The sequence below is a fragment of the Plantactinospora sp. B5E13 genome (assembly GCF_039871775.1).
In the GTDB taxonomy this organism is placed as follows: domain Bacteria; phylum Actinomycetota; class Actinomycetes; order Mycobacteriales; family Micromonosporaceae; genus Plantactinospora.
Map to the genome: position 1 here is coordinate 1 of NZ_JBDPLT010000064.1, position 17,320 is coordinate 17,320.

Annotated in this window: 17 protein-coding genes; 7 read left to right on the forward strand and 10 right to left on the reverse strand. The window is 67.0% G+C overall.

What is annotated here, in order from left to right; translation table 11 throughout:
- Nucleotides 1–186: 186 nt before the first annotated feature.
- From ABGB05_RS33715 to ABGB05_RS33740, 6 genes are all read right to left on the reverse strand, one after another.
- Nucleotides 187–1,296, reverse strand: a complete 1,110-nt coding sequence (locus tag ABGB05_RS33715) for a hypothetical protein (RefSeq protein WP_347658019.1) — start codon at nucleotides 1,294–1,296, stop codon at nucleotides 187–189.
- A gap of 364 nt (nucleotides 1,297–1,660) precedes the next feature.
- Nucleotides 1,661–2,161, reverse strand: a complete 501-nt coding sequence (locus ABGB05_RS33720; RefSeq protein ID WP_347658020.1) for an ASCH domain-containing protein — start codon at nucleotides 2,159–2,161, stop codon at nucleotides 1,661–1,663.
- The gene (locus ABGB05_RS33725; RefSeq protein WP_347658021.1) at nucleotides 2,158–4,233 is read right to left on the reverse strand and encodes a GNAT family N-acetyltransferase; all 2,076 of its coding nucleotides are present in this window, start codon (nucleotides 4,231–4,233) and stop codon (nucleotides 2,158–2,160) included. The genes ABGB05_RS33720 and ABGB05_RS33725 overlap by 4 nt, the downstream gene beginning before the upstream one ends.
- A gap of 571 nt (nucleotides 4,234–4,804) precedes the next feature.
- Nucleotides 4,805–4,969, reverse strand: coding sequence for a hypothetical protein (locus tag ABGB05_RS33730; protein WP_347658022.1), 165 nt, complete (start codon nucleotides 4,967–4,969; stop codon nucleotides 4,805–4,807).
- A gap of 56 nt (nucleotides 4,970–5,025) precedes the next feature.
- Nucleotides 5,026–5,709 (reverse strand): Crp/Fnr family transcriptional regulator, encoded by a 684-nt coding sequence (locus ABGB05_RS33735; RefSeq protein ID WP_347658050.1) that lies wholly within the window; start codon nucleotides 5,707–5,709, stop codon nucleotides 5,026–5,028.
- A 73-nt stretch (nucleotides 5,710–5,782) separates the two neighbouring features.
- Entirely contained in the window at nucleotides 5,783–6,379 is a 597-nt protein-coding gene (locus tag ABGB05_RS33740; RefSeq protein WP_347658023.1) for a hypothetical protein, read from the reverse strand.
- 101 nt (nucleotides 6,380–6,480) lie between these two features.
- Between ABGB05_RS33740 and ABGB05_RS33745 the strand changes: the two genes are divergently transcribed.
- Genes ABGB05_RS33745 through ABGB05_RS33755 form a run of 3 tightly spaced genes read left to right on the forward strand, consistent with a single transcriptional unit; the run spans nucleotide 6,481 to nucleotide 10,375 of the window.
- The gene (locus ABGB05_RS33745; RefSeq protein WP_347658024.1) at nucleotides 6,481–7,305 is read left to right on the forward strand and encodes a hypothetical protein; all 825 of its coding nucleotides are present in this window, start codon (nucleotides 6,481–6,483) and stop codon (nucleotides 7,303–7,305) included.
- On the forward strand, nucleotides 7,302–9,512 hold the full coding sequence (locus tag ABGB05_RS33750) for a hypothetical protein (RefSeq protein ID WP_347658025.1): 2,211 nt from the start codon (nucleotides 7,302–7,304) through the stop codon (nucleotides 9,510–9,512). The genes ABGB05_RS33745 and ABGB05_RS33750 overlap by 4 nt, the downstream gene beginning before the upstream one ends.
- A complete protein-coding gene (locus ABGB05_RS33755) occupies nucleotides 9,509–10,375 on the forward strand; it encodes a hypothetical protein (protein WP_347658027.1) in 867 nt (288 codons plus the stop codon). The genes ABGB05_RS33750 and ABGB05_RS33755 overlap by 4 nt, the downstream gene beginning before the upstream one ends.
- 315 nt (nucleotides 10,376–10,690) lie before the next feature.
- Here ABGB05_RS33755 and ABGB05_RS33760 read toward each other — a convergent pair whose 3' ends face one another.
- The gene (locus tag ABGB05_RS33760; protein ID WP_347658028.1) at nucleotides 10,691–11,983 is read right to left on the reverse strand and encodes an IS110 family transposase; all 1,293 of its coding nucleotides are present in this window, start codon (nucleotides 11,981–11,983) and stop codon (nucleotides 10,691–10,693) included.
- Nucleotides 11,984–12,490: 507 nt separating this feature from the next.
- Between ABGB05_RS33760 and ABGB05_RS33765 the strand changes: the two genes are divergently transcribed.
- The gene (locus tag ABGB05_RS33765) at nucleotides 12,491–12,862 is read left to right on the forward strand and encodes a hypothetical protein (protein WP_347658030.1); all 372 of its coding nucleotides are present in this window, start codon (nucleotides 12,491–12,493) and stop codon (nucleotides 12,860–12,862) included.
- Between the two features lie 186 nt (nucleotides 12,863–13,048).
- Here the strand turns inward: ABGB05_RS33765 and ABGB05_RS33770 are convergent, their stop codons facing one another.
- Genes ABGB05_RS33770 through ABGB05_RS33780 form a run of 3 tightly spaced genes read right to left on the reverse strand, consistent with a single transcriptional unit; the run spans nucleotide 13,049 to nucleotide 13,819 of the window.
- Nucleotides 13,049–13,279, reverse strand: a complete 231-nt coding sequence (locus tag ABGB05_RS33770; protein ID WP_347658031.1) for a hypothetical protein — start codon at nucleotides 13,277–13,279, stop codon at nucleotides 13,049–13,051.
- A 51-nt stretch (nucleotides 13,280–13,330) separates the two neighbouring features.
- Nucleotides 13,331–13,498: a hypothetical protein gene (locus ABGB05_RS33775; RefSeq protein ID WP_347658032.1), complete on the reverse strand. Its 168-nt coding sequence runs from the start codon at nucleotides 13,496–13,498 to the stop codon at nucleotides 13,331–13,333.
- Nucleotides 13,499–13,504: 6 nt separating this feature from the next.
- Nucleotides 13,505–13,819 (reverse strand): hypothetical protein, encoded by a 315-nt coding sequence (locus ABGB05_RS33780; RefSeq protein ID WP_347658033.1) that lies wholly within the window; start codon nucleotides 13,817–13,819, stop codon nucleotides 13,505–13,507.
- A gap of 120 nt (nucleotides 13,820–13,939) precedes the next feature.
- Here ABGB05_RS33780 and ABGB05_RS33785 point away from each other — a divergent pair, with 120 nt between their 5' ends.
- The 3 genes from ABGB05_RS33785 (at nucleotide 13,940) to ABGB05_RS33795 (ending at nucleotide 17,317) form a co-directional block, all read left to right on the forward strand.
- Nucleotides 13,940–14,131: a hypothetical protein gene (locus ABGB05_RS33785; RefSeq protein WP_347658034.1), complete on the forward strand. Its 192-nt coding sequence runs from the start codon at nucleotides 13,940–13,942 to the stop codon at nucleotides 14,129–14,131.
- A 229-nt stretch (nucleotides 14,132–14,360) separates the two neighbouring features.
- Nucleotides 14,361–15,929 carry a TIGR02677 family protein gene (locus ABGB05_RS33790; RefSeq protein WP_347658035.1) on the forward strand — a complete coding sequence of 523 codons (1,569 nt, stop codon included), beginning with the start codon at nucleotides 14,361–14,363 and terminating at the stop codon, nucleotides 15,927–15,929.
- Nucleotides 15,926–17,317: a TIGR02678 family protein gene (locus ABGB05_RS33795; protein ID WP_347658036.1), complete on the forward strand. Its 1,392-nt coding sequence runs from the start codon at nucleotides 15,926–15,928 to the stop codon at nucleotides 17,315–17,317. Before ABGB05_RS33790 ends, ABGB05_RS33795 begins: the two co-directional genes overlap by 4 nt.
- Nucleotides 17,318–17,320 lie beyond the last annotated feature (3 nt).

The window sequence follows — 17,320 nt, forward strand, 5'->3', positions numbered from 1 at the left end:
ACCTGCGAGGTGCCCTCTCGAACCGAGCGATAGAAGCCTGAAGCACTCCTATCCTTCCAGTTCAGAGGGCACTTTCTATCTCCGGGGTCCTGCCGGGCCGATCTTCATCGGTGGATCGAGGCTCAGCAGGCCCTCGCGCCAAGATCAGACCGCTAAGATCACCGAGTAACACCCGCGACGTCAAGCTCAACGGCAGCGGTCCTGAAGCTCAGCAATGACTTCTCTCTCACGTGCGGTGATGTCGCCATCTACGGTGGCCACCCGGTCGGCGACCTCGGGGAGTTCGGTCAGGTCCCCGGACTCGGCGTCCAGACGCTTCCATACATCGCCGGGGTCGATGTCGACAACGTTGGCTAGTTGATCATCGACCAATTGGTGCTGATCGTGGACGATCCTCACCAGGTGCTTCATCAGCAGCGTTTCATCCTCGCTGATCTTGTTGTCCGCTGTGATGACAAGCCACGCGACCCACAGCATCAGCTGCGGGCACTGACTTCGGCCGCTCAGCCTCTCGGCGAGCTCAATCACCCGCGCCTCGTTGCGGAAGACGGCGCGCGCGTGCCGGCCCGCGAGCAGCGTCGTGTAGCGGTTCAGCACGACGGTGAGGGGAATACCGACTAGGGGGATCCCGACCTTGATGACGTTGCGCTGCAGGAGGTACTTCCCGACGATAGGGAGCCCTTTCGCGGCGGTAAGGACGCCTCTGGAGTAGAAGCGTTTGAGTAACGGGCGCACCACAAAAGGGACCGACTTGGTGAGGCCTTCCCGCACCAGTTCCCCGCTCTTGATCGTGAAGGCGACGCGAATGAGCTTCCACATGTCATCCGGGTCGGATAGGTCGAGCGGTACCCGATAGAGCACGGAAATGTCGTAGGCCAAGCGCAGCTGGAGCTGGGTGATGTAGGTAAGGTCGACCATGAGGGTTGCGGCAGCGGCCGGGAGAGCCAGCGGTGAGGCCCCACCAGCGCTGCCGATCGTGGCGGCAACGGCCGCCGAGTATGCCCCGGCGGAGAGTCCGCCTTCGATCGCGGCGTACCGCGACGCCGTTGTGATCCGCTGTCCGACGATGCCGTCCGCAGGCACGCCCTTGTACTTCTCTTGGAAGTACTGCCAGTCGACCTTGTTGGTGTAGGAGTTCAGGGCCTGCGCGACCAGTTTCGTGAACCAGTCGCCTGACTTGACGTCGTCCGGGCTCAGCCCCTTGATGAACTCCCGCAGATCGGCCCGCTCCCGCTCCACAGCCTCACGAGCGGCATCGTCGTCGTTGTCACCCGTCTCAATCGAAGCTTCGGTCATTGCGAATTCTCCCAGGAGGTTCAGCGGGCAGCCAGTCACTGAGTTCGGTCGAGCCCGCTAGCGTCTCGACGCAATGGCGCAGTATCCAAAACATCTATCGACGGATGCCAAGCAAAGTCGCCATGTTGGATTGACCGTGCGACTGGTTCCACCGCATCCGTCCGAGGCGGCTAAGTTCTGCTCGCGGATCATGAGGTTTGCTCGTTAGACCCTCCGCAGCACGAGGCGATATGACGAATCACGTGTGGGCTGTGTTGGCGCCGTTGCTGCCAGCGCAGCCCGTTCGTGGTAGCCCGTGCGGGGCCAGCAGAAAATTATCAACGCGATCTGCTGGGTGCCGCGGCCAGTCACCCGCTCGGGGCAATTACCTCGGGCGTGGGGTACCGCCGCGGTGGCCTATTGACGGGGGTAGAACGTTCAACCGTCTAGCAGTGGTTGTGGGGATCAGGGTGCGTAGGGTGTGTGGGTCCGATTCGGCGAGGTAGCGGAAGCTTTGCGGGGGTTGGAATCGACCTTCTTCGCGGAGTCGGCGTAGGGGTAGCGGCTCATCGAGGGTGCACACGCGGTGTAGCCGGAGCAGATGGGCTCGATCGCTGCCATGAAGGTAGGCGTCAAACTCGGGGCGGCTGAGGCCGAGGCAGTGTTGGTACTGCCGCCAGGCCTCCGTCGGATCGAGCGTCTGGACGTCGCGTAAGCGGGCGGTGCCCACGATGGCCATGGTGGGGCTGCTGGCGTAGAGGATGATCGGGGTTTCTGGTTGGGTGTTGACGGGCCGTCGTCGCAGCTCCACCGTCTTCGTGCCGGACAAGATGGCGTCGGCGAACCGGGGGCGGAGGGACAGCAGCAGGGTCCTGGATGTGCTCACTGTCGGCGGCCTTCCTGGTAGAGCGCGGCAAACAGCCCGGGCGGTATTCGTAGCGGTCCGAGAGGTGGTACCCCTCGCTGCTGATGGGCGGAAGCCAGTACCGCCAGCCGTTGCGAGGGTATGTGGGTCAGCAGCTCGGTGTTGGTGAAGCGCAACGCTTGCACCTGCCCGTTGTGAGCAACGCTGTGAAGCTGGTGTTCGTCCCAGACGCCGAGGTACTGGAACCGGGCCTGGAAGTCCTCTGGCGTCCCGATCTCTGCCAGGTCCAGTTGTGAGCAGGCGATGACAGCAGCGGGGTAGGCGGTGGCAGGTCCACTGCGGCTCATGTACCACAAAAGCCGAGCGGGGTGACGTGGCCGGGTGCCGCGCGGACTGCGATAGTAAACATGTTCGCGGGCTAGGCCAAGGTTGTCGTGGCGAGGGAGTAGGCCGCCGGGGACGCCGAGCAGGTCGGCCGAGTACGCCTGCCGGATTGGGAGGAGATAGGTCGGCAGAGCGCTGTCAGTGATCTTGACCGGCCACCAGATCCGCTCCAATTCGGCGGCGGCGACAGCGGGCATGTCTGATCTTAACGGTGCCGGCTCGGGCACGCCGACCCGCCGCGCTGCGGCGACAGCCTGGTGCTCGACCTGCTTGGCTGGTCCGCAGACGTCGATCACGAACGCGTAGAACTGTTCGTCGTGTTGGTTGAAGCCGTCCTGCAACGCCGCGAGCCGCAGGGCTGGAGACACGTATCGGTCTGTGATTCTAAGGATTGGGCTTCCGGACTCACGTGCCTGTTGCCGAAGCTGAAACAGCAGTTGGCGGGCGAGCGTGTCGGCCAAGCCGATGTTGGCTACCCGCGCCAAGGGTACGGTCAGAGCGCCGTTCTCGGGCCGGGCCGCGAGGGTGGCTACCAGCCGTCCGTCGGGATCATAGATCCCAGCGCGGTCGCAGCCTGCCAGAGTCAGCTCCCGGTTGGCGTTGCGTAGGTCCCGTCGTCGCTCACCCGCCGCCGAGTTGACCAGTCCGGCCAGATCGTCTCCGGCGTCGATGCCGAGCAGTTGACGCCGGTAGCGGGTGCCGAGCAGGGCAGCCGGCTGGTACGCCTCCGCGCGGGCCAACTCGTCGATATGGATGATGACCTCCAGCGGACGCAGGATTCGGAGTCCGTGGTGGCGCTGTGCGGGAGGGCCGAGGATGCCGGTGAGGTGCTCGTCTCGGGTGACGAACAGCTTGAGGCCCAGCGCAATTGCCTCGCAGACGTGCTCGAGGTCGTACCGGTCCTGATCCGTCTGGGGATATCCGGGATCAACGAGGTGCACCGCAGCCAGCAGGTCGGTTCGCACCTGCTTCAGCTGTGCGTGGTCCACCCGGGGTGGTGGGGTGAACGATTGGGCGGCAGTGATGCACTGGACACGCAAGGGCCCTTCCATACTGTTGACTTCCGAATCGAGTGCGCCCGTGCGCACGAGCTCCAGACGGTCCGCGAACTGGTCCCCTATCAGCGCTCTGGATTCGACAGCGTCTGCTCGCTCCTCGTCGGCCAAGTCTCGGAGGACGTTCAGGTCGACTGCGGCGCGCGCCAGTAGGTTGTCGTCGTCGCGGGTGAACAGGTTCGGCTGCCCGTGATCACGCCACCAACTTGTCAACAGGTGACCGGCTCTGCTGCGTCCTGGCCGCTGGGATAATGGAGTGAACCGGAGCTTGATCCACATGTCGCCAAGGTCGTAGCTGTCGCGACACTTGGCCAATATCCCGGGATAGTCGGAGTGTTGATCGCTGATCCAGTCGACCAGCAGGCGCGCGATGCCGTGGCCGTGCCACTGTGGATCGACGCAGAGATGCGTCAACCTCACACGCCGGCGGGTCAGGCCATAGAGTGCATACCCGACGATCTGCTCATCTGCGTACGCCAGCAGCAGAGTCCCCTTCTTCGCCGCGTCTCGGTAACCGGCGTACGGCATGTGACCCAAGGTCGCGCGAGCCTTGTTTCCCAACTCAACGGCCGCCATGATTCCCGAAGCGTCATCACCCGCCGCCAACGCCAAGCGGACTGCCGAGAACGACGGCGCTACTTGATCGAGAGACATGACTGGGAGTCTGCCGGACGGAGAGAAGTCGGTGAAGACCCCAAATGTTCACGCTGGCCCGGTCGGCCGTGCGACAGGCTGGCCCGCCTGCCAAGCAAGCCGGATATATGTGCGGCGGGCGGGCGGGGCAGTCGGATTATCGACAGAACCGAGCACGGCGGGAGCGTCTGCCCTGACGCGAATTACCCCATTACCGACACCGCTTCGCTCAGCAAAGATGCCCACCTTGCCCAATCTGGCCTCGGCAGCTCGTCGAAATACCCACCCCATCTCATGATCGACACTTTGTCAGTTCGCCTGATCTCGATTATCGAAACTGTCGGACCCCATGCACTTCCTACCGTTTCTAGTCAACGAATACTGCGCATTCATGCTCAACCCAGCCTCCTCGGCACTGTAGCTGACAACGACGTTGGTGCCCATGTCGTTGAGGAGGGGCTGTCGGATCACCAGGGCATGTTCATCACTCTGGTGCCGAGACAAGGCAGGCGGTACTGCCGTCCGGGTGCGCGATTGCCCGTACGTCGATCTGGGCGGGTTTTACCGGCGCCGGCCTCACCGTTGCGGTAGTTCAGTCCGGCAACCAGGTCGGCGAAGCCCTGCCGGGCCTGACCATTGCGCCGGAGGTGTCGATGTTATTCCGGGTGCCGTCGATGTCGGCTGCCGCGGTGGTGAAGGTGCCGTCCGCGTACCAGTCCCCGATCAGATTCGCCGCATCGGGTACGTCCATGACCATGCCGGCGCCGCGCCCGCTACGACGACATCCGCCAGCTCGCCGACCCCGTCGGGCCCTTAGTCGAGGTCGGCGATTGAACGCAGCGCCTCGCCATCTCGCACGACGATCTCGCGGTAGCCGGTCTCGATGATGCCGTCTGCTCGAAGCCCTCCGAGGGCTTTCTGCAGGCTGATCTCCGCAGCGCCACAGAGGGTAGCGAGTTCGTCTTGGGTTAGGCGGATGTCGACGACGACGCCACGAGGGGTCCGCCGCCCGTAGGCGACTGCGAGTTCCCACAGGACTCGGGCCAGCCGAATTCGCACGGGATAGGACGTGAAGTCGGTCCGACGTCGGTTGGCCCACCGAAGACGGTCCGCAACGATCCCAGCCACTTCCAGGGCGGCCTCTGGGTAGTCGCGGAGGAAGGCTCTGAATGCCTGTCGGTGAATGATGTGGATGACTGACGGGCGGCAAGCGGTGACCGTCGCCGTCCTCGGCGTCCCGTTGAGTGCGGAGATCTCTCCGACGATGTCTCCGGATACGCGGATCGCCAGTAGGGCGTGCCGGCCGTCGGACAGCGCGACGGTGACCTTGACGAGGGCCTCGTCGAGGAGGACTACGTAGGACTCCAGCGCACCCTCACGGATTACAACCTGGGCCTCTTTGACCGAACGCCTGACCCCCACGGCCAAGAGCCGTTCTCGGGTCAACGGCTGAAGGCGGCCGAGGAACGTCCCGGGCGGCCGAAGCGCTTCCTCCATCCGCACCTCCTCATGTCCCAGGAGATCATCGTTCACGTTCAGCCTCAAGGTCGCTACACCCTGCAGTAGCCATTCACGCGGTTACGCCCCCGACGGTTCTTAGGATCACCAAGCCGACGGCGGAACCCAGCGACATCAGAAACCAGGGCATACACTGCCGAATCCGCAGATGCTTCGCCATCGCGATGCTGGCCAGTGCCACCACGAAGTCCCATGCCTCGTCTCTGTAGCGTCTGGCTGCAACGATCGAGGGCCGTCGGGCGGCCGCGACCAGATTCGGGAAGCCGAATCGGTTGACTCTGCCTGCGCCTGCCAAGCGGGGCTGGAGCGCCAGCGCGAGCTGCCAGGTGCTCGCCGTCATGGCTATCACCATCGTGGTCGCAAGAAGCACTGTGAGGGTGGCAACGACCAGGTTGCTGTCCAGCATCGTCGGCAGGACTTGGTTGCCAGCTGTCGCTGCCACGCCTCCCTCGGCTGTCAAGAGCGCCAGCGCCTTGGCGTCCGCGTGTCTGATCGAGGCTTGCATTGAGGCTGCTGTGGCTAGGCCGACCTGAAGATCGCGCCACGCCTCCTGGTCGCCGCGGCTGTTCGGTCTTTGGAATCTTCCCATGCCTCGAGTCAAGGCGAGACCAGCGGGTGACATGGATTCAAAGTACTGCTTGTCGCCCATGGGACTGTCGATGTTGATCCCGTATTTGTATGGGATCTCCAGCTCGCTTCGTCTGTAGAGATGAGTCTCGAAGACTCGACGCCCGACAGGGGGTATCAGGCATGGTTTACGTCACGGACCCGGACCGGCGTGTCTTGGTCGCCGTGGACATGGAGTCCTACAGCGGTCGGGACAACGTCCTACAGCATCGAGCGCAGCTGGCCTTCCAAAAGGTCATGACGACGGCGTGTGGTGAGTTGGGCTTCGATCGCGCCGACTGGTTGATCCAGCAGGGGGGAGACGGGGAGCTCGCCATCCTTCCGCCGGGAACCAGTGAGCGGGCAGTCGTAACGCGACTCACGCCGGTCCTGGACCGGTTGCTGCGCGAACACAACCGTGGTCTCAACCATGAGGCGCGAATCCGCCTGCGCGTCGGTGTTCACGAAGGGCCGGTCCATCTCGACGGGGCGAACGGCTATCCAGGCGAGGCTGTCGTGACAGTCTGCCGACTGATCGACTCGCCCCAGCTCAGGAGCGCGTTACGGCAGTTCCCGGGCGCTGCGGTCGCGCTGATCGTGTCGGACCGGCTCTACTGCGACATCGTCCGGCAGTACCAGGATCTTCGGCCCGAACACTTCCAGCAGGTCACGGCCCGGCTTCCTGAGAAGAATTTCGAAGCCGCAGCCTGGATCTACGTCCCGGGCGAATGCATCCCCGCAGCCGACATGCCTCCGGGTCCTCCCGGTTCCATCCGGGACCAGCCGAACGACGGCAGCGGCGGTGAGAGCGTCGAGCGTCAGGGGCGCGGGCCTCGTCCCCAACCCTCAGCAAGCGGGCACGTTTTCCGCGACATCCAGTCGCGGGGAGTAGGTGCGTTCGGCAACGGCAATTCGATCACCGTGTCCGGCCGTCCAGAGGACATCGATTCGTGGGGATCGCATCGATGACCAGTAAAAATCCGGACGGTGAGGCAACGCCGGCCGAAACGACCGCAGGCGAAGCCGGGTACGGCGACGCAGCCGCCCTGGAATTGCGGACAGACGAGCCGGTCCGTCAAGAGGAGGAGGCCGTACCGAAGTCGGAAGTTGAGCCGCAGGACGAGATCGAGCCGGGTTCCCTGCGCATGGATCCGCAGGTGGGTGAGGAACTGTACGGCGCCCAGGTCTCAGCCGCCTACTCGCGGGTCAAGGTGCACGGCGTGAACGCTCTTGGCGATCACAACAAAATTCACATCGTGAACTACGAGGGTCAGCCGCCGGCAAAACCCGTCATCAGAGAGCTGGTGGGCGTGCCCGACCTACTCCCGGTATACGCAGAGACGGCTGCGGACGAGGAACTCGCGGAGAAGCTAGGCCGGCGGTCCACCGTTTGTCTGGCGGGTCGGCCGCACACGGGGCGGTTCAGCACTGCGTGCGTGGCGCTGGCTCGGCGCCATGGCCCGGATCGCGTGCACGAGGTGCTGCTTCCGGGAGGCGTTGAGCCGGAAGTTCTAAATCGGGCCGGCGACAGCATCAAGGAGGACCATGGCTACGTGCTCCGGCTGCCGGGCGACAGACATAGCCAGGTGATGCGCCTGTTGGCGGATCTCTTTCGACGACGGTCCGCAAGCCTGCTGTTAATCAGACATGACGACTCCCGTGCGGGTGTTCGGCACAGCGCCGAGGTGCAGCACCGACGCCCCGAGCCGCTGGCCGTCTTCCGCGCTCACCTCGGCCATCACCTCCGCGACAAGCTGAGTTTGACCGACGCGGAAAGTGCCGAGGTCATTCACGGGTACCTGCGTCACAGCGGCCTGATCCGTGCGTTGCACGGGTCTTATGGACCTCGTGAGGTGGTGCCAATCGCCGAGGCCATCGGGGGAGGTCATCCGGCCGATGACGGCACGGTGGCAGAGACCCTCGGTAGGTCCCAACCGCAGCGCAGGGCCCGCGCGGCAGAGATCCTGCGCTCCGACGCTTCCCTCGACGCTGACAGCGCCAGCCGCCGGCCTCGACGGATCGACCAACACGAGCGGGCGTTCCGGATCGCGTACGCCGTCTTCGCCCGACAGCCGTTGCACTACGTCTTCGAGGCGGCTGGCCTGTTGCTTGAGGAAATAGACGGGCAGGCCAAGCGGGTGGACTGGGGCCGGCTGGCATTGCAGCACCCGGTGTCGGAACTGCTCGGACCGCTCGACGTGGACTGGCGGGAGGGCCGAGAAGCCACGCGATCACGCGGCGGTTCGTCGCGCTCAGCCTGGTTGCACGACGGCGCCATGCGCGGTGTCATCATCGATGAGGCATGGCACGAGTTCGACAGCACCCGGCCTGCCCTGCTCAAGTGGCTGGACACCCTGGCCTCAAGGAACGATGACCCAATGCGGCGAGCGGCTGCCGAGGCCGCCGGGTTACTCGCGCACCATGACTTCGCCCGGGTGTGCGTCGACCTCATCGATGACTGGGCGGCTTCACCCAAACCTCGGCTTCGCCAGGCAGCCGCCTGGGCGATGGTCGCGGCCGACATGGGTGGCCTGGTTGGCCATCTGGTCCGTCGGCAGGTCCGGGACTGGGCCGGTGGCCACCGAAACTTCCAGAGAGATGCAGCCGCCCGTGTGTATGCCAGTGGGCTGCAACAACCGGATCTCAGTTGGAGCCTGGCCGACCTACGCCGCATCGCCCAGGACCCGATGCAGCAGCACACGTACATCGTCGCCGAGGGCGTGTGCCAGCTCTACACGCCGTTCAGGGCGGATCAAATCATCTTCGAGCTAGCAAGGTGGTCGGACGACCGGCAGCTGCAGCTACATGCCGCAGGAGCGCTGCTGAGTCTGGCCACGCTTCCGGTCGAGGACTCTCCTGGCGGCACTCCTGATCTGATGCTCAGGTTCGTGGAGCAGCAGGTCGCCACCGGAGATCTCGTACGCCTCTGGGAACTCGCGTTGCTGATGAACGACCTGTCGCCACGGGCATGGACCATCTTCGGATACTGGCTGGCCAAGGCTGATACCGACGAGACCCTACGCAAAGCGATCGGCGGGATGGTTACCGAGCTCACCGCCCAACCGACCCTGCGTCGCCGGATGACGTTCTACCTCGCCCGGCTGTCACAGTTCGAGGATGGGCTACCGGAATGGCTCGATGCAGCAATGAGGAGCTCACAGGGAGTAATGGCATGATTGACACGACCAGCACTGCGGGTTCTTCCGGCAAGTGGCGCCGCCTTGGATCGTGGCTACTGACGCTGTGGCACCGGTTCGTTGCGGCGCTGCACGGGCCCGAACCCGCCCCCGTGCCCCTACCGTCTCCGCCACCGCCCGCGCCGGGCCGTCTGACCGAACGCCGGGACCTTCAGACACCGATCATCGTGCCCGCGCGCGGCTACGTGTTCACGTTCCGCGTCCACGCCACATTTATCTGGTCGTCTGAAGGCATACCCAGAGAGACACTCAGCGGTTCCACACAGTATTTCATGCCATACGCCATCCGAGCACTAACCCGTCTGGCCGCCGCCCGGGCCCGCAACATCGTCGCTCACAGGGCACGAGAACTCGAATTAGAACTGCAGCGAGCAATCGTCGAAACCGGGCCGTGGCGGTACGAGCGCAATGGAGTGCCGGTTGCCTGCCAGCCGTACGTCTGGGTAGAACTCGATGACGGCGTGAAGCAGGCAGTCAAGCCATACTGGGAACAGTTGATCAAGCTCGATTGCGAGTACGACGTGGATGTCAAGCGCGCACAGTACGTCGATCGGCTGAGTCGGCAATGGTTGGCCATCCTCGAAAAACTCGTCGGCAACCCCGTCGCCGGCGGCGCAGCCCAGATGACCAACGAAAGCCTCGCCAGCGTCGTTCGCGACCTCATCGCCGAGCAGAACGCGTCCAGCCAGCGACTGGAGGACCTCCTCGCCGAACGGTTACGCAACGGCGACGCCTTCGAGCAGGCCACGTCGTTCGACCTGTTGGTTGAGCGACTTGACGCCCACGGACGCAAGACCGCAAAGATGCCCACCTCGGGTTCGAACGGCTCATCCCAGGGATGACGCTTACGGGGAACCGGTGACACGAGCACGACCGACTGCCTGCCCCCGAGACAGTGCGGACATTGCCCATAGCCCGCCAGTACACCCTCTGACTCGATCACCCTGCATGGCTTCTTCACGGACACCGCAAAACCACTCGACCCAAGTGCGGTCCGAGACGCGAACTTTGGTCTTGGCCCGATGCCGCCAGACACCCGCCATACCGCACTGCCCGCTGAACCACGACGGCTTCGGAACACGGCAGAGAGTCTCTGGAGTTCAACGGGCCAAGCTCGCAACTGCGGGCGCCGATGTCACCGCAGCCACCATCGGCACCTAGGCCAACACTGTGTCAGGCGTCGCCCAACTCTTTATCCGGAGAACATCGCCGCCAGAATTGCCGGCTATTCGACGAGGGGAGTCTCTACGCGAGTTCGCACAGCGCCGCCTCTGCTGATCTTGGTTGTTTGGGCTGGTAGGGGGTCTTGTCGCGGATGCAGGCCCAGAGGACGTTGAGGCGTTGTCTGGACAGGGCTGCGGTGGCTTGGCGGTGGGTTTTCCTTCGGCTCGTTTCTTGTCGTAGTAGGCGCGTGATCGTGGGCAGTGGGTCAGGGCGGTGAAGCTGGACATGCTGAACACCCGGCGTAGACCCCGGTGGTATCGGTGCGGCCGGATCTGATGACCTTGCCGGCGTCCGGAGTCGCGGGAGATCGGGGCGAGCCCGGCGTGGGCGGCGAGCGCTGCGGCGCTGGGGTAGGTGGTGAGGGTGCCGGCGTGGGCGAGGAACTCGGCGGCGAGGGTGGTGCCGATGCCCGGCAGGCTGGTGACGATCTCTCCCAGTTCGTGCTCGGCGACCACCGCGGTGATGGTTTTCTCGATGGCGACGATGCGGTCGTTGACCGCTTCCAGATCGGTCGCCATCTGCGCCAGGATCCCGGCCGCAGTGGCCTCCCCCGCGACGGCGACGGTCTGCGTCCGCGCGGCAGTGAGGACTTTGGCGGTCAGCGCTTTGGCGGCCCGGACGCCGTGCTGGCGCAGGTAGGCCAGGATGCAAGCTTCGCCGGCACGGCGCAGCCCGCCGGGGGTCTGCCACTGGACGAGGAGCCGAAGCGCGCCCTTGCTGCGCAGGTTCAGCGTCTTCTCCAGGGCGGGGCTGATCATGGTCAGCAGGTCCTGGATGCGGGCGGTGAGGCGGACCCGGTCGGCGACCAGGTCGAGGCGGCGGGAGACGAGCAGCTTCAACTGCTGCTGCACCCCGTCCGCGAGGGTGAGGGTCGGTAGATCGGCGCGCATGCGCAGGGTCTGGGCGATGACGTAGGCGTCGTGAGCGTCGGTCTTGCGTTCGCCGTGGAACGCCTCCGCCATCCGCGAGGTGACGGTGCCGCTGACGTAGCGCACGTCCGCACCCCGGTCGAGCAGGACCGCCAACAGCAGCGAGGCAGGTCCACCCCGCAGGTCGACGGCCCAGCGGATCGGCTTGCGGCGCTTACCGAGCCGTCCGGCGATGCCGGAGATGGCCTGCTGGTCGTTGGGGATCTTCTCGGACAGAACGACGGTGCCGTCGTCGTTGACGACGCAAACGTGGTGGTGGGTCTTGCCGACGTCGACGCCGGCCCACAGGCTGCCCACCGGGCATCACCCTCTTCGGTTGTCTGATCAAGGGGCGTGGACCCCGCCGCGGTTCAGTAGTCACAACTTCGGAAAGGGCGATCGGTCGCAAGTCTCCATCCAGTGCTGATACAGCGGTCATCAGCGAGGGCCGGGGCGTCCTACTCCAAGCTGGCCATGACATCGGCAGCACACACCCAGACAGTCACCCGACCCTCCGGATCCACCCCGCCAAACGACGCAGTTCGATGTCCGGTTGCGGGTCCCGACGGACGCCTGGAGCGCACCGCCGCCGGCGTCGACTGTCTGGGGCGTCACGCTGGCACGCCGCACCGGCCCTCCACGATCCTCGTCGCACCTTGGCGACGGTCAGCGGGGAACCATGCGTCAGGTTTCGAGACCTGTGCGGTTGAGGCGTTCGAGCAGGCTGGGCTTGCGGGCGTGCACCGTCCGTAGCTCGGCCAGGCGATTTCGGAACGATGTGCTGTCTCCGTCTCGTTCAGCGAGGTCGCGCAGGTCGACGAGGAGTTGAACGGCGGTGTCGTACTCGCGGGGTTTCTTCGTGGCGATGAGTTCGGCGACCCGCTGCCAGGCGGCGGGTTGGTCGACTGCGAGGGTGTCAAGGTGTCCTTGCCGTGCTGCCGCAGCGGACCGTTCGCGGCGAATCCGGTCGCGTTCGCGTTGCTCGGCGTCCCGTCGTTCCCGTTCGGCGCGCAGGTCCGCGGCGGTGGCGAGCAGTTCCCCGGCGGTGCGGGCGGCTGCCGGGGTGGGCGTACCGGTGGGGTGCGCGTCGCGGTAGCGGCGCAGCAGTCGGCTGCGCAGGTGGCCGTCGCCGGTGATCAGGTCGGTCAGGATGGCGTCCTTGTCCCAGGCGGGCAGCCCTACGACCCACGTGCGTAGTTGCGCGGCGGTCGGTTCACCGGAGGCGGCCGGCGGCGACTCGGCCGCCGCGGCCGCGATCAGGTCGGGGTCGATGCGTAGGAACTCGGCGACGGCGGTGAGGGGCGCGTCGAGGGTGCCCAGTCGGGCTGGGACGGGTGGTTCGGGCTCGTCGTCGGCGATGTCCTCGGACTGTACGCAGCGGAGTCAGGCGAGGTAGAGCAGGCGCAGGTCGCCGGCGGCGAGGCCGGCCCGGACCGGGATGATGGAGGTGAGCAGGCCGTGGCCGTCGAGGTCCCATTCGTCGGTGCCGTCCTCGTCCTCGTCGTGGAGGTCGATGATGACGTGCTCGCCGGCAGCCCAGGCGCAGGCGCTGTCGCCTTGGCAGTACTGGGCGGCGGTGGCGGGGTCGAGCACGTGTTTCGGTAGCCGCAGCATGAGCTGGCGGGTGCCCCAGTTGGCCAGGTACAGGTGCGCGTCGAAGTACCGTTACATCAGCGTGCGCGGGTCGCCCTTGAAGTTGCCCCACTCGTAGGTGTTGACGAAGCTGGTGGCGGTGATGTCGGCCCGGGTCGACAGCGACCGAAGCTCGGCCCGTTCCCGGCCGGTGAGGGGCCGGTCGACGGCGCTGAATTCGTAGTACTGGTATTCGCTCACTGCGGACTACCTTCCGGCCCAGTGTCGGTAGGCGTCGATCCACGCGGCGCCGTCCGGCGCCGGGGTGGGTAGCGGCAGGTCGAGCAGGTCGATCCTCTGCCGGTGGCGGCCTCGGGCGCAGACCGCGACGACGCTGTCCGCGGTCAGGTCGATCTTCCGCACGGTGACCTCGACGCCGAGGACGGTGGTGGTGGTGAACGGCACCGCCAGATGCTCCTCGATCATGGTGAACAGGCCGGTGGGCTGCTCGTCGTCGCCGTACGCGTCGACCGTGGCTTCCTCAAACATCGCCTCCAGCGCGGCGTTGCCCTTCGATGCCATCGGCGGATGGATAGCGGACCGGTGTCGGGGTGCTCGAAGCCCGATGCGCGAGGATGGTCGGCATGAGTTCGGTGGCCGAGTTCGTCGATCTTCGGCGGGAGGTGGAGCGGTTACGGGCGCATGACGCCCGACTGGCACGTCCGCTGGACCTGCGCGGCCAGGACACCACCGCGGCACCGGAGCAGTTTCGCACCGGTGGAGCCGCCGGGCCTGGTCACCATGGCCTCGCCGACCCGGGACAAGCTGGCGTTGTTCGCCGACCGGTTCCGGGTCGACCTGTACGCCGTGCGGCGCAAGAACAGGCCCACTTGAAGATCCGAAGGTACAGCCGGACAGCTCGCGTACGTGGCCAGCCTGTCCGATCTCGGGCCTACCGGTCGCGCCGGCCAGGGCTGCAGGCCAGGGCGCCTACCCAGGCGCAACAGCTCTGGACGCAGGTTCCACGATCACCTCGGAGACCCTTGGCGCCTCGCGCGTCTCGCCGCTCTCCGGAGCCGGGTGGGTAGGGTGGGTAGCCGTTCGCGTCCTGTGGAGGAGAACGATGACCGCTCAGCCATCCAGGCCCACGTTCGGTTTGGACGATTTCGGGCTGGACGACCGGATGCGGCTGTTCGGTTACGTGACGGCGGAGAACCGGTTCGCCTATCTATGGCTGCTGCGGGCGTTCGACTCAGCACGGTCCAGCTACCACGTGGTGCTGCACACCTCCGACGTGGCCGCGGCGCTGGCGACGCTGCACGAGGCGGACGCCGACTGCCCGGACCCGGCCGGGCTGGAGTTGCCGCGGCTGCTCGACGCCCTGGTGGAGTGGGGTGTGCTCGACCGGGGACAGGACGGTTCCCGGGCCACGACGCTGGCGGAGTACCGCAACCGGCACTCGGTGTACCAGTTCACCGAGGCGGGCTACCGGGCGCACCGGGCGGTGGAGGCCGTGCTGTCGGCGAGCATGGACGACTCGACGCTGTCCCGGCTGGTCTTCGCCGACCTGCTGGCGGACCTGAACGCGCTCGCCGCAGCCAACGAGGCCGGGGACGCCGAAGAGGTCTACCGGAAGTTCAACCGGTTGGACCGGGCGCTGGCCGACATCGCCGAGCGGGCCGCCCGCTTCTACCACATGCTGGGCGACCTGGGCCGAACCAACGACGTGCGGCCGGAGGTGTTCCTCGCCCACAAGGACGCGCTGCTGGCGCACCTGCGGGACTTCCACGACGAGTTACAGCGGTACACACCCCGGCTACGCGCGGCGGTGCACGAGGTCGAGGCCACCGGCCTGGACCGGCTGATCGAGGCCGCCGCCGAGGCCGACGAGCGGCTGTTCCACACCCCGGTGCAGCGGCTGGAGGACTGGCGGCGGCGCTGGGCGGGGCTGCGGTCCTGGCTGGCGCCGCCAGGCCCGGAGCAGCCCAGCGAGGCGGACCGGTTGTCGGACGCCACCATCGCCGCGATCGGTGACGTGCTGGCCCTGCTGCGTCGGGTCACCGAGGCGCGTCGCGGCGGGGTGAGCCGGGAGTCGCAGTTGCGGCACCTGGCCGCGTGGTTTACCCACGCCGGCACCCAGGAGGCCGCGCACGCCCTGTTCGACGTCGTGTTCGGCCTCGGCGCTCCGCGCCACGTCGGGGTGGCGCACCCGGATCCGGAGGGGATCGCCAGCCGGCTGTCGTGGTGGGAGGCGCCGGCAGTGGAGTTGTCCCGCACCCTGGTGACCACCGGCCGGGCACCGGGGCAGGGCCGGGGGCGGCCGGCCAGGCTGGACCGGGTCGACGACCGGCGGCACCGGCTGCGCGGCGAGCAACTCACCCGGGAGCACCGGTTGGCCGACGCGGCGACGGCGCTGGCCACCGAGGGCGTGGACGATCACCTGTTGGACCGGTCGCAGACCCAGGTCCTGCTGCGCCTGCTCGACATCGCCCTAGCCGCCCGGGTGGGCGGCCGGGCCGGGGTGCCGCTGGCGTCCGCCGCGCACGGCGTGCGACTGACCCTCACCCCGACGCCGGGCCGGTTCACCACGGTGCGCACCGCCGAGGGCCGGCTGCATCTGGACGGGTACGCGTTGACGGTCACCGCCGCGCAGCACACCGCGGTCCGCCGACCCGAGCTGGTGCCGGCGTGACCGCGGAGGCAGGGGCGCCGCGGCCGGCGGCCCACCGGTTCGCCGCCGACGTCCCCGAGTTGGAGCTGGCGGACTACCAGCGGGCGGTCCGGCTGGTCCTGCGCCACCCGCTGATCACGGCGACCTGGCCCAACGAGCGGGCACTACCCCGCGTACGGCGGTTCTCCGCCACCCTGCGCCGGGATCTCGCCGAGGCGTTCGGATACCGGCTGGAGCTGCACGGTTCCACAGCCCGGCTGGTACGGGCGAAGGACCAGCTCGACGGCACCCAACCGGCGGTGTCGCGCACCGGGCGGCCGTTCGACCGGCAGCGCTACGCGTACCTGTCGTTGTGCCTGGCGGTGCTGGGCCGCGCCGGGATCCAGATCACCCTCAGCGAGTTGGCCGACTCGGTGGCCGGCGACGCGAACCGGATCACCGGTCTGGGGTTGGATCCGGATCACGGCCCGGACCGGCGGGCGTTCGTGGACGCGGTCGGCTGGCTGGAGGAGCGGGGCGTGCTGCGGCTGGCCGACGGCTCCAGCGCCGCCTGGGCCAGTGACCCGGGCGCCGGGGAGGCGCTGTACGACGTGGCGCGGGACGTGGTGTTCGCGCTGTTCCGGCCAACCCGGGTGCTGCAGCACATCGACTCGGTGTCGGCCCTGCTGGACCGGGCGATGAGCAGCAGCGGCAACGCCGAGCGCCGGCAGGCGGCCCAGGCGGCCCGGCGGGCGGTGGTGGAGTCACCGGTCGTCTACCACACCGACATCGACCCGGCGGTCGCCAACCATCTGCGCGGCTCCGCGCTCGCCACCGACCTGGCCCGGCTGACCGGTCTGCGGGTGGAACGGCGGGCCGAGGGCGTCCTGCTGGTGGACACCAGCGGGTTCACCGCGGAGCGGTTCCCGGGCATCGGCTCGGTGGCGCAGGCCGCGGTGCTGCTGGCGGTGGAGATGGCCGACCGGGTGGCGGATCCCGACGGCCGCCGGGTCAAGCGGCTGACCCCGCCCGACGGGCACGCCCGGCAGCAGGCGCTGGCGAGCCAGATCGACGCCGGCCTGCCCACGGCCACCCTGGTACGCCTCGACGACGCCGGTCCGGACGAGCCGTGGACCGCCGAGGACCGGAGTGACAACGACGAGGCCGAGGGGGCAGGCCGGTTGCCGTTCGTCACCGACAGGTTCCTGCATACCGCCGTCGGGGAGATCCTGCAGCGGTACGGGACCGCGTTCGGAGCCCAGTGGCACGCCGACCCGGAGCGGCTGCGCGCCGAGGCGGTCGCGCTGCTGGAACGGTTCGGCGCGGTCACCGCCGTGCCGGGCGGGGTGCTCGTCCGGCCGCTGGTGGGCCGCTACCGCCACACCATCGCCATGGTCAAGCGCCGTGCCACCACCGAGACCTTGTTCTGAGGG